At 67.2% G+C, this 12683-nt stretch carries 7 protein-coding genes and 2 tRNA genes; 6 read left to right on the plus strand and 3 right to left on the minus strand.

Translation table 11 applies throughout. From position 1 onward, the window contains the following. The first annotated feature begins 116 nt into the window (after positions 1-116). Together ACFRJ8_RS07245 and ACFRJ8_RS07250 are read left to right on the plus strand one after the other, a co-directional pair. Entirely contained in the window at positions 117-2207 is a 2091-nt protein-coding gene (locus ACFRJ8_RS07245; RefSeq protein WP_377985592.1) for an ATP-dependent DNA helicase UvrD2, read from the plus strand. Positions 2208-2218: 11 nt separating this feature from the next. Beyond that, a complete protein-coding gene (locus ACFRJ8_RS07250) occupies positions 2219-2923 on the plus strand; it encodes a YgjP-like metallopeptidase domain-containing protein (RefSeq protein WP_377985435.1) in 705 nt (234 codons plus the stop codon). A gap of 7 nt (positions 2924-2930) precedes the next feature. Here the strand turns inward: ACFRJ8_RS07250 and ACFRJ8_RS07255 are convergent, their stop codons facing one another. Then, on the minus strand, positions 2931-4532 hold the full coding sequence (locus ACFRJ8_RS07255) for a zinc-dependent metalloprotease (RefSeq protein ID WP_377985436.1): 1602 nt from the start codon (positions 4530-4532) through the stop codon (positions 2931-2933). 257 nt (positions 4533-4789) lie between these two features. On the opposite strand from ACFRJ8_RS07255, the gene ACFRJ8_RS07260 reads away from it, so the two are divergent. The 4 genes from ACFRJ8_RS07260 (at position 4790) to ACFRJ8_RS07275 (ending at position 9942) form a co-directional block, all read left to right on the plus strand. Then, entirely contained in the window at positions 4790-5938 is a 1149-nt protein-coding gene (locus ACFRJ8_RS07260; RefSeq protein WP_377985437.1) for a PDZ domain-containing protein, read from the plus strand. A 215-nt stretch (positions 5939-6153) separates the two neighbouring features. Further along, positions 6154-9147: a UPF0182 family protein gene (locus ACFRJ8_RS07265; protein WP_377985438.1), complete on the plus strand. Its 2994-nt coding sequence runs from the start codon at positions 6154-6156 to the stop codon at positions 9145-9147. A 257-nt stretch (positions 9148-9404) separates the two neighbouring features. Then, a tRNA-Met gene (locus ACFRJ8_RS07270) sits at positions 9405-9478 on the plus strand. 387 nt (positions 9479-9865) lie between these two features. After that, positions 9866-9942, plus strand: a tRNA-Met gene (locus tag ACFRJ8_RS07275). Between the two features lie 203 nt (positions 9943-10145). On the opposite strand, the gene ACFRJ8_RS07280 is transcribed toward ACFRJ8_RS07275, so the two are convergent. Further along, positions 10146-11570, minus strand: a complete 1425-nt coding sequence (locus tag ACFRJ8_RS07280) for a cryptochrome/photolyase family protein (RefSeq protein WP_377985439.1) — start codon at positions 11568-11570, stop codon at positions 10146-10148. 180 nt (positions 11571-11750) lie between these two features. Beyond that, complete coding sequence (locus tag ACFRJ8_RS07285; RefSeq protein WP_377985440.1) at positions 11751-12542, minus strand: PspA/IM30 family protein; 792 nt, start codon at positions 12540-12542, stop codon at positions 11751-11753. Positions 12543-12683: the final 141 nt, after the last annotated feature.

Here is a 12683-nt window from a genome sequence, read left to right on the forward strand (position 1 = left end):
TGACCACAGAGAAGTTAAATTTCAGCACTATCCCCGGCGGAGAGCCGTCCGATGGCGCCACGCCCGGCGGAGCCACAGATGCCGCCGAACCGGACACCCGCTCGCTCGAGGAACGGATCCTCGGCGGCCTCGACGCCGAGCAGCGCGAGGTCGCCAGCACCCTCCAAGGGCCCATGTGCGTGCTGGCCGGCGCCGGCACCGGCAAAACCCGCGCCATCACGCACCGGATCGCCTACGGGGTCCACTCGGGGGTGTACAGCCCGCAGCGGCTCCTGGCCGTCACTTTTACGGCCCGGGCCGCCGCCGAGATGCGCAGCCGGCTCCGTGACCTCGGCGTCGGCAACGTGCAGGCCCGCACCTTTCACGCCGCGGCGCTGCGCCAGCTGCAGTTCTTCTGGCCGCAGGCGGTCGGCGGCACCTTGCCCAACCTGCTGGACCACAAGGCACAGATGATTGCCGAGGCCGCGAGGCGGCTCCGGCTCAGCACGGACCGTGCCTCCATCCGCGACCTCGCCTCCGAAATCGAGTGGGCCAAGGTTTCCATGCTGACCCCGGCCAACTATCTGGAAAATGCCCAGGGCCGCGGCACTCCGGGCGGCTTCGATCTGACGGCCGTGGCGCGGGTCTTCCAGTCCTATGAGGACGTCAAGACGGACCGCAACGTCATTGACTTCGAGGACGTGCTGCTGATCACGGTTGGCATCCTGCAGGAGGACCCGAAGGTGGCGGCGACCGTCCGGGAACAGTACCGGCACTTCGTCGTCGACGAGTATCAGGACGTCTCGCCGCTGCAGCAGCGGCTCCTGGAGCTGTGGCTCGGCGGACGTGACGAGCTCTGTGTGGTGGGTGACGCCAGCCAGACCATCTACTCCTTCACCGGCGCCTCCCCGAAGCACCTGCTCGGCTTCAAGACCATGTATCCCGAGGCCCACGTCGTCAAGCTGATCCGGGACTACCGGTCCACGCCCCAGGTTGTCAGGCTCGCCAACGACCTCCTCGGCGGCCGGCGCAGCGGTGGTCCCGTGGCGGACGCCGCCTGGGCCACCCCGCTGCAGCTCGTGGCGCAGCGGCCGGCAGGCCCCGCGCCGCGGTTCACCGAATGTTCGGATGACGAGGCGGAGGCCGCCACGGTTGCCGCGCGGGTCCGCGAACTCCTCGACGCCGGAACTCCGGCCAGCCAGGTCGCCGTACTCTTCCGCACCAACGGACAGTCTGAAGCCTACGAACAAGCGCTGGCCTCGGCCGGGATCGGGTACCAGCTACGCGGCGGTGAGCGGTTCTTCGCGCGTAAGGAGGTCCGGGACGCCATCCTGCAACTCCGGGCCGCCACCAGGGCCGTGGCCGAGACCGCCACACCCGAGCCGCTCGGCCAGCTTGTCCGCGACATCGTCGCCTCCCTGGGCTACACGGATGCGGCGCCGCACAGCGGCGGCGCCACCCGGGAGCGCTGGGAATCCCTGGCCGCCCTCGTCGCGCTGGCCGACGAACTCGTGATCAGCAGGGGCCCGCAGTTCGCGCTCCCGGACTTCGTCAACGAGCTCCAGGAACGGTCCCTGGCCCAGCATGCACCGACCGTCCAGGGCGTCACCCTGGCATCCCTGCACGCCGCCAAGGGCCTGGAATGGGACGCCGTGTTCCTGGTCGGGCTGAGCGAGGGACTCGTGCCGATCTCGTTCGCGGACACTCCGGAAGCGGTGGACGAGGAACGCCGGCTCCTGTATGTGGGCATCACCCGCGCCCGCGAACACCTGTTCCTGTCCTGGTCCACTGCCCGGACACCGGGCGGGCGCTCCAACCGCAAGCCCTCACGCTTCCTGGACGGCCTGCGCCCCGACTCGGTGGCCAGCTCCCAGCTCCGCGGCAAGGGGCCGGCACCGCGCCGGAAGGCGGCCGTCCCGGCGTCGTGCCGGGTCTGCGGCAGCATGCTCTCCAGCGGCGCCGAGCGCAAGGTGGGGCGCTGCAACCAGTGCCCACCCAGCTACGAGGAACAGACGTTCGACGCACTGAGGCAATGGCGGAAGGACGTGGCCCTCGAGGCGGACGTCCCGGCTTTTGTCGTGTTCACCGATGCCACCCTGACCGCCATCGCCGAGGCCCGCCCCGAATCGCTGGAACAGTTGGCCCAACTCGCCGGCATCGGTCCGTCCAAACTGGAGAAGTACGGTGAGGCCGTCCTGACGGTCCTGGCCGAAAGCACGGCGCTGTAATGTCCGGCGCAGTGACCCCAAGCGCCGGCAGCGGCCGTGCCGGCAAGCCCGGACGCGTTGGCAACCCCCGACCCGCGAGCTCAGCGGGCTCCGGCGCCGTTCCGGCGACCATACCGCTGGTGACCGCCGACGGCGCCCCCGTGCTTGTCCGTCGGTCCGCCCGCCGGCGCCGCACCGTCGCCGCGTTCTGGGAAGACGGCACCGCCGTCGTCGCCATCCCCGCGTCCTTCAGCAGGGCCCAGGAACGGGAATGGGTTCACCGCATGCTCGAAAAACTCCGGCTCCAAGGGGCCCGGGGTGCGAAGGGTTCCGGCCGGCGGCGCCCCCGCAGCGATGCCGACCTTGCCGCCCACGCCGCCGAGCTGTCGGCGAAGTACCTCGGCGGCAGGGCGGTGCCCTCCTCGGTCCGCTGGGTCACCAACCAGAATTCCCGATGGGGTTCGGCCACACCGTCGGAAGGAACCATCCGGCTCTCGGCGAAGCTCCAGCCCATGCCGCAGTGGGTCATCGACTATGTGCTGCTGCACGAACTCGCCCACCTCCTGGTGGCCGGCCACGATGCCGCATTCTGGCGGCTGCTGGCGGCGTACCCGGAGACGGAACGCGCCAAGGCCTTCCTGGACGGGGTCTCGTTCGCGACCTCACGCGGGCTGGCGCCGGGCGGCGGATACGACGAAGCCCCGGACGGAACCGAAATCCCGGCCGGGGCCCCTTAGCGATCGATTAGGCCTTCGGCTTGCCGCCGGCTTCCGGTCCACCATTGTCCGGTCCGCGGTCTTCCGGTCCGCGGTCCTGACGGTCGTCGTCGGCGGCCGCTTCCTGGCCGGACGCGTCGGGCTCCGCTGTGCCTTCTGACTGCCCAGCGTCGTCGGACTTTGCAGAATCCGCAGCGCCCTCGGACTTTGCGTCGCCCTCCGACTCCGCAGCGCCCTCTGACTTTGCCTCACCCTCGGTGTCCGTGGCGTCGGTGCCGGCGGGCTCGTCGAAACCGCCGTTGAGCAGCTTCTGCAGGGCATCATCCACTTCGCTGTCGCTGGCTTCTGCGAGTTTCCGGCGTTCGCTGAAGCCCTGCGGATCCTCCAAGTCCTCTGCCGTGGGCAGCAGGTCGGGGTGGTGCCAGACGGCGTCGCGGCCCTCCATGCCGCGCTCGGCCTTGAGCAAAGCCCAGAGCGTGGCGGCCTCGCGGAGCCGGCGCGGTCGCAGTTCCAGGCCCACGAGGGAGGAGAACGCGTGCTCCGCGGGACCGCCGGTGGCCCGGCGGCGCCGGACGGTTTCACGCAGCGCAGCGGCGGAGGGCAGCAGCTTCTCGGTCGCTCCCCAGGTGAGTTCGTCCACCCAGCCCTCCACCAGGGCAAGGGCAGTTTCCAGCTTTTCGAGGGCCTGCTCCTGGGCGGGCGTGCGCTGCGGCATGAAGACACCCTGCGAGAGCGCCTCCTGGATGCCCTCGGGGTTGCTGGGATCGATCTCCCGGGCGAGTTCTTCGATCTTGGACGTGTCGATGTGGATACCGCGGGCGTACGCCTCGATCGCGCCGAGCAGGTGTCCGCGCAGCCAGGGGACCTGGACGAAGAGGCGGGCGTGCGCCGCCTCGCGCACGGCGAGGAACAGGCGGATGTCGTTCTCCGGCAGGCTGAGGCCCTCGCCGAACTTCGCCACGTTAGCCGGCAGCAGCGCCATTTCGAGGTCTGCCAGGGGCACGCCGATGTCCGTCGAGCTGACCACCTCGGCCGAGAGCGCGCCGATCGCCTGGCCAAGCTGCATGCCGAAGATCGCCCCGCCCATGTTCTGGATCATCGAGGAGGCGCCGCCCATCATGGACTTCATTTCCTCGGGCATCTGCTCGGTCATGGCGGCGGAGAGCGCATTGGCAATACTGTTGGCCACCGGCTCCGTCAGCCGCTTCCACGTCCCAAGGGTTTCCTCGACCCACTCGGCACGGGACCACGCCCGGCCGATCAGTCCCGTGGCCGGTAGCCCGGTGACCTGGTCGAGCCAGAGTTCGGCCAGCCGGAGGGCCTCATCGACCTCACGCGACTGGTGAGCGGTGACCGACGGGTCGGATCCGCTGGCCGCCACCCGCCGGGCGTTCTCATGCGCCAGCTGCCAGTTCACGGGCCCTTCCGAAGGGGCGCTCATCATCGCCTGCACCTGGGAGAACATCTGGGCCAGGAGGTTTGGGTCGTCCGGGAGACCGGCGGCCTTGGCGAGTTCGGCGGGGTCGATGTTGCCCATGCCCTGGCCGCCCATCAGGTTCTTGAGCATTTCGGCCAATGGATCCTTGGGTTCCTCGTCGCCATTGGACGGATTGAGTGGGTTGGAGGTCATGATCCCGCCGATCGTCGGTGTGGCTGCTTCTCAACTTCACGGTACCCCTGTGCAAGAGCGGCTGTCTGCCGAAACCACGCCACGTTCGCTGTAGGCAAAGAGCGCTCCGGGGTGCCGAGCGCGTAGGCTTGGAAGTTGGAATATTTGCACGCCGCAGCCTCGGGTTAGGCTGCGGCCCTGGTGCGTGGACGCGGTGCCGTCGCAGGCTTGTCCTGTCGGGGCCGCCGCCCCTCGTGCCGGCACGGAGAGGTCGTTCAATGACAGTCACCCAAGGTGAGCAGCCCGCCAGCGACCCAGCGGCCGGCCCTGTCCGGGGCAGAAGGGCACGCCTGGCAGGCACTGGCGTGCGACGCAAGCGCACCAACCGGTCATCAGCCATGCTGGTCTCGGGGCTGCTGGCCGCGGCCCTGGGCATCGCTGCGGTGAGCCTGCCGGTGCCCTACGTGATCGAGTCTCCCGGACCCACCTTCAACACCATCGGCCAGGACAACGGCAAGCCGGTCATCAGCGTCAGCGGCCACGAGACGTTTCCCGCTAAGGGCAGCCTGGACCTCACCACTGTCTACGTCGACGGCGGTCCCAACGGTCCGGTCAGCGTCGTCGAGGCGTTTTCGGCATGGCTCAACGGGACCAAAGCTGTCTACCCCCAGGAGTTGCTGTTCCCGAGCGGCGTGACCAAGGAACAGTCCCAGCAGGAGAGCGCGACGGCGATGACCACCTCCCAGGAGAACGCCGTCGCCGCGGCACTGAAGGATCTGGAAATTCCGTTCGGACAGAAAATGCAGGTGGCCGGCCTCCCGGACGACTCCGCCTCGAAGGGACTGCTGCAGGCAGGGGACGTTCTGGTCTCCATCAATGACAAGCCCATCACGGCCCTCGGCGTCGTCCAGGCGGAACTGGCCGCCGGCAACGGCAAACCCGTCAAGGTCATCGTGGAACGCGCCGGCGCCCGGGTGCCTGTCACCATCACTCCGGCCAAAAACAGCGCGGGCCGCTACATCCTCGGCGTCTTGCTGCAGTACAAGTTCACCTTCCCGTTCAACGTCACTATCTCGCTCGACAAAGTCGGCGGCCCCAGCGCGGGCATGATGTTCGCACTTGGCATCATCGACACCGTCACCCCGGGCGACCTCACCGGCGGCAAGCACATCGCCGGAACCGGAACCATCGCTCCGGACGGTGCCGTGGGACCCATCGGCGGGATCGCACAAAAAATGCAGGGTGCGCGGTCCGGCGGGGCCACGTTGTTCCTGGCCCCGGCAGCCAACTGCGACGACGTCCTGGGCCACATCCCAGACGGACTGCAAGTGGTCCGGGTCGAGAACCTCACCGAGGCCCGCAAAGCGGTGGAACTGGCCGCGTCAGGCGGCGACACATCAGGCCTACCGGTATGCACTAGCAACTAGACTGACCGCGGAACTAAGCGGCGGCCCCACTCGTGGCATTAGTGACGGCCGCCGCCGTCCCTCGGGCACCCTTCCGCAGGGCCCTGACGGAACGGCAGCGGTGACCGTTAGAATGCATCAACCCTGCAATACCGGCATTTAGTCGCCCGACTGAGTCACAGCAGCGACCGATAACTAAAAACCAGCAGTAGACGACCAGCTATGAGGTACCGAGTTTGTCCCGTCCCGCCAGCACTGTCCCGCCCGGAAGACCCCAGACACGACGCGGCGCCCTGACGCCGACGCTGATCATCGTGGCCCTGATCGTGGTCGGATTCATCTTCTTCGCCAATGTCTGGACGGATGTCCTCTGGTACCAGCAGCTGGGCTTCTTCGAAGTGTTCCTGACCGAGAACCTGGCCAGGATCGCGATCTTCATGACCGGTTTCGCCATCATGTTTACCGCCGTCTTCTTCGCCATCCGGATCGCTTACCATGCACGGCCGGTGTACGCCCCCGACTCGGAAATCCGGGACAACCTGAACCGCTACCAGGCCCAGCTCGAACCCGTCCGACGCGTCGTGATGGTGGGGATTCCAATCCTCTTTGGCCTGTTCGCCGGCAGCGCCGCCGCCAGCCAGTGGCAGAAAGTGCTCCTCTTCCTCAACCAGGAGCCCTTCGGCCAGAATGATCCGCAGTTCGGCCTGGACATCAGCTTCTACCTCATGACCCTTCCGTTCCTCGGCTTCGTCACCGGGTTCCTCATCAGCGTCACCGTGGTCGCTGGCCTCGCCGGCATCCTCACGCACTACCTCTACGGAAGCATCCGGATCATGGAACGCGGGATCTTCACCAGCCGCGCCGCCCAGATCCACCTGGCTGTCACGGGCGCTGCCTTCCTGCTGCTGATGGGCATCAACTTCTGGCTGGACCGCTATTCCACCGTGCAAAACAACGGCGGGCGCTGGGCCGGTGCGTTGTATACGGACGTGAACGCCGTCATTCCGACCAAGGCCATCCTGGCCGTGGCCGCCGCGATCGTCGCCGTGCTGTTCATCGTCGCCGCGGTGATCGGCAAGTGGCGCCTGCCCGTGATCGGCACCGCCATGCTCATCATCACGGCCATCCTGGCCGGCGGCGTCTACCCCTGGGTCATCCAGCAGTTCCAGGTCCGGCCCTCGGAGCAGACGCTGGAGAACCAATTCATCAAGCGGAACATCGCCATGACCCGCGCCGCCTACGGCCTGGATAAGGTCCAGGAAAAGCGGTACAACGCCACCACCGCCGCCACCTCCGGTGCGCTGGCCCCCGATGCGCAGACCACTGCCAACATCCGTCTGCTCGATCCGAACCTGATCTCGGATGCGTTCTCGCAGCTTGAACAGTACCGGCCCTATTACCAGTTCCCCAGCGCCCTGAACGTGGACCGCTACGAGATCGACGGCAAGATCCAGGACACGGTCATCGCCGTCCGTGAACTCAACCCGGACGGGCTGGCCACCAACCAGCAGTCATGGCTGAACCGGCACGTGGTCTACACACACGGCTATGGCGTCGTCGCGGCCAAGGGCAACAAGTTCACCGTGGACGGCAAGCCGGACTTCCTGCAGTCAGGGATCCCGTCCACCGGCGCGCTCGGCAACGATTCGACCTATCAGCCCCGCGTCTACTTCGGCCAGGACTCGCCCGACTACTCGATCGTGGGCGCCCCGTCCGGTGCCCCGCACCGCGAGCAGGACCGGCCCGCGGCCAAGGAAGGCGACGGCGAAACGCAGTACACCTTCACCGGCAACGGCGGCCCGAACGTCGGCAGCTTCTTCAACAAGATCCTCTACGCGATCAAGTTCCAGTCCTCGGACCTGCTGCTCTCCGACGGCGTGAACGCCGAGTCCCAGATCCTCTACGACCGCAACCCACGCGACCGCGTTGAAAAGGTTGCGCCCTATCTGACCGTGGACGGCAATCCCTATCCCGCCGTCGTCGACGGCAGGGTGAAATGGATCGTGGACGGGTACACCACCAGCCCGTACTTCCCGTACTCGCAGCAGGAACAGCTCTCCGCGGCGACGGCCGACTCACAGACCGCCGCGAACCGGACGGTGGCCCTGCCGAACAGCTCGGTAAACTACATCCGCAACTCGGTCAAGGCCACTGTGGATGCCTATGACGGCTCCGTGACCCTCTACGCCTGGGACGACCAGGACCCGGTCCTGAAGGCCTGGCAGAAGGTCTTCCCCACATCGGTGAAGCCCTATACCGAAATGTCCGGTGCCCTCATGAGCCATGTGCGGTACCCGGAAGACCTGTTCAAGGTCCAGCGCGAGCTCCTCGGCCGCTACCACGTGACCAACCCGGACAGCTTCTACACCAACATTGACGCCTGGTCCGTTCCCAACGACCCCACCGTCAAGGACGAGGTCAAGCAGCCGCCGTACTACATGTCACTGAAGATGCCCGACCAGGACAAGCCGGCATTCCAGCTGACCTCGTCCTTCATCCCGCAGGTGGTCAACGGCAACGCCCGCAACGTGCTCTACGGCTTCCTGGCCGCGGACTCCGACGCCGGCAACAAGAAGGGCGTCAAGGCGGACAGCTACGGACAGCTCAGGCTCCTGCAGATCCCGCCGGAGACCCAGGTCCCTGGCCCCGGCCAGGCGCAGAACAAGTTCAACTCCGACCCCACCGTTTCCCAGGCCCTCAACCTGCTGCGCCAGGGTGCGTCGGCGGTGCTCAACGGCAACCTGCTGACCTTGCCGGTCGGCGGCGGCATGGCGTATGTGCAGCCCGTCTATCTGCGGTCTACCGGCGAAACCTCGTACCCGACGCTGCAGCGGGTCCTGGTGGCGTTCGGCGACAAGATCGGGTTCGCGCCCACGCTGGACGAGGCACTGAACCAGCTGTTCGGCGGAAATTCGGGGGCCGCGGCAGGGGACAAGTCGAACAAGGGACAAACGCCCGCCGCACCGTCCCCTGGGGGTACACCGGCAGCGCCTGGCCCCACCGACGCGAAGGCTGAACTGAAGGCCGCCCTGGACGAGGCCAACGCCGCGATCAAGGCCGGCCAGGACGCGCTCGCCAAGGGCGACTTCGCGACCTATGGCGACCAGCAGAAGAAGCTGGCTGCTGCCTTGCAGAAGGCGCTCGAGGCCGAAGCGAAGCTGGAAGCCCCGGCCGCCCCGGCGGGCACCGCCTCGCCGTCGGCCACACCGTCGGCGACGGCGGGCGGCTAACGCGTCGGTAGCAACTGACGCGGCGCTAGCAACCAACGCGGCGCCCAGCACACGCTGTGTGCGGTCCACAGGCCGGGCTTGCCCCTCTACAGAGAGGCGAGCCCGGCCTGTGGCGTAGACGGGCCCGCTCCGGTCTGCCCGGCTCTGGCCGCGGAGGTGTCCCGTTGGACCAGGGCGGAACCCGCTGAGCGCGAGATGCACATCACGCCACCTCGATTTGGCCTCAAGTTCACCGGCAGGTAGAGTTGATCTTGCGACGCGGGGTGGAGCAGTTCGGTAGCTCGCTGGGCTCATAACCCAGAGGTCACAGGTTCAAATCCTGTCCCCGCAACTGGAGAAAAGGTCCGGAACACTGGAAACAGTGTTCCGGACCTTTCGCTTTAAGCGCCGCAGGGAGGCCCCGGGAAATCGGAACCTGGTTATAGGACAAAACTTGTGTAAATGCCGGTGTTTCAGGGGTGCTCTGCTGTGAGCCTGGGCTACCGGGCTACTGGGCTACTGGGCTTGGGCACCCCTGGTCTCACCCGGCGGATGCGGCCGGGGGCACATTGACACGGACACGCCGCGGACACCGGATCCGGGGGCCGGAATCGTGTCCAAAGGCGCTCCGGACGGTGAGCGGCGGTGTCTGGAGCTCCCTTGGATGCGGGGTGGAGTGACCGGGGCTTGGGCACGTGGTCGGGGCGGTCCGGAAACTAGGGTAGAGTTGATCAAGCGACGCGGGGTGGAGCAGTTCGGTAGCTCGCTGGGCTCATAACCCAGAGGTCACAGGTTCAAATCCTGTCCCCGCAACCAAAGAACACCAGCAGTACACAGAAAGGCCCGGATCTGATGATCCGGGCCTTTCTGTTTTCCCCGTGGACGGCTTCCCCCGTGGACGGCTTCCCCCGAGGGCGGCTTCCGCCGCGGACGGCTACGGCCGAGGGCTGCTACCGCTGGGAGGGGCGCAACCCCGGACCGATCTAGCCGGCGCGCTCGGCCGGCCTCAGGGCCGCCCGTCAGCCGTCCTTGAGCCGCTGGTAGGTCGCCAGCGCACGCGCCCGGGACTCGGCAAGGTCCACGATGGGTGCGGGGTAGCCGGTGGCGGCGCCGCTGGCTTTCCAGGGCTCGTGGACGGTTTTGTCGTCCAGCGCCGCGAGCTCTGGAATGTACCCGCGCAGGTATCGTCCTGCGGCGTCGAACTTCTTGCTCTGCGTGACGGGGTTGAAGATGCGGAAATACGGCGAGGCGTCGGCTCCTGATCCCGCGACCCACTGCCAATTGGCCGGGTTGCTCGCGGCGTCGGCGTCCACGAGGGTGTCCCAGAACCAAGCCTCGCCCAGCCGCCAGTCGGCCAGCAGGTTCTTCACCAGGAAGGACGCCGCGGCCATCCGCACCCGGTTGTGCATCCACCCCGTCTGCCAGAGCTGGCGCATGCCCGCGTCCACCATCGGGTAGCCGGTGCGGCCCTGCTGCCAGGCTTCCAGCTCGGCGCCCGATGCCGGCTGCCACTCGAAGCGGTCGAACTCCGGCCGGTAATTCCGCGTCGCCAGGTCCGGATTCTCGTAGAGAAGCTGCCAGCAGAATTCCCGCCAGCCAAGTTCGGAACGGAAGATCCCGACGTCGGCCGGCGCCCCCGGCGTAAAGCTCTCCCGCAGCGTGTGCCAGATCCGGAAGGGACTGATTTCGCCAAAACGCAGATGCGGGGAGAGCCGGCTGGTACCTTCGACGCCGGGGACGTCGCGGCCGGTGCCGTATTCTGATGCCGGCCCGTCCACGAAATCCATGAGACGGCTGTAGGCGCCGGCTTCACCCGGTGTCCAGGTGCCCGCCAGCCCGGAGCTCCAGTCGGGATGCCGGGGGAGCAGGCCCCAGCTCTCGAGCGTTTCGCTTTCCGGCAGGCTGCCGCTGCGAGTGCGTGCGGGGGCCGGCAGCTGGTCCGGGGCCTCCAGGGGCCGTCGAGGCTCGGTGCCGGCCAGGCAGGCCTTCCAGAACGGCGTGAAGACCTTGTAGGGACCATCGCTGCCGGTCCGCACGGTCCATGGTTCGAACATGAGGTTTGCCTGGAAGCTCGTGGCGCTGATGCCGTGCTCGGTGGCCCAGCTCTTCAGGCCGGCGTCGACCGTGCGTTCGGGCCCGCCGTAGCGGCGGTTCCACAGCAGCGTGTCGGCCGATGTTTCCACCGCGAGGTCCTGGATGACCCGGGCGGCAGGGCCGCGGCGGAGCACCAGCCGCGAGCCGGTAGCCTCCAACGCGGCGGCCAGCTCGGCCAGGGAATGGTGGAGCCACCACTTCACCGCTCCGCCCAGGGGCCGGATGCAGGGAGACTCCTCATCCAGGACATAGACGACGGTCAGGGGTGTGTGCAGGGCGGCGGCCTCCGCGAGTGCCGGATTGTCATCCAGCCGGAGGTCGTCACGAAGCCAGACAAGGGTCGCAGACATGGATCCACGGTACACGCGCGGCGGGCGGCACCGCCGCCGGTACGGTGCAACGAGGTGCACAACGAGGTGCACAACGAGGTGCACAACGAAGGGTACAACAAGGGCCGGGCTCCGGCGGGCGAACCTGAGGTGTCAGGCTCACCCGCCGGAGTCCGGCCCTGGGTACGGAACGGGTGTTGGTCAGAGCTTGTCGAAGTCGGCCTCGTCCACCGTGGATTCGGACTCAGCGTTCTTGTCGCCGGTGCCGATGGCCGCGGGGGAGCCGCCGGACTTCAACGCTGCCAGCCGGGCTTCGATCTCTGTCTGCTCGCCCAGATCCTCCAGCGAATTGAACTGGGCGTCCAGGCTCGAGGCAGCGAGCTCCTGCTGGCCGCGGACCTTGGCTTCTTCGCGGCGGATCTTCTGTTCGAAGCGTCCCACCTCGGAGGTGGGGTCCATGATGTTGATGCTCTTGAGGGCGTCGTGGACCTGGCTCTGGGCCGCCACGGTCTTGGACCGGGCCACCAGCTCATTGCGCTTGCTGGTCAGTTCGTTGAGCTTGCCCTTCATCTGGTCAAGGCCCTGCTTGAGCTTGTCCACTACCTCGGTCTGGGACGCGATGCTGGGCTCGGCGGCCCTGGCCTCGTTCTCGGAGCCCATCTGGCGCTGCAACGCAACCTTGGCCAGGTTGTCGAACTTCTCCGCATCGCCGACGTCGCCCTTGGCGCGGTATTCGTCAGCCTTGCGCGACGCGGCGAGGGCCTTCTTGCCCCAGTCCTGGGCGTTGCGGACATCCTCGTTGTAGTCGTCCTGGAGCATGCGCAGGTTGCCGATGGTCTGGGCCACGGCGGACTCGGCCTCCGCGATGTTGTTCGTGTAGTCGCGGACCATCTGGTCCAGCATTTTCTGCGGATCCTCGGCCTGGTCCAGCAACGAGTTGATGTTTGCCTTCGCCAGCTGCGCCATGCGGCCGAAAATGGACTGCTTAACCATGGTGTTACCTTTCGTCCTGCTCCGTTGTCTCACTGATTCCAGTGATCGATGTGTGTCGCATGTATCCGCTGTCCGGTCCGTTGCGGCCGGAGCGTGGTCTTTACCGTTCCCGTCCTTGCTTCCCGACGCTGTGTCCCGTGC

Origin of the sequence: Arthrobacter sp. NPDC056886 (genome assembly GCF_042788715.1) — a bacterium.
Classification (GTDB): domain Bacteria; phylum Actinomycetota; class Actinomycetes; order Actinomycetales; family Micrococcaceae; genus Arthrobacter.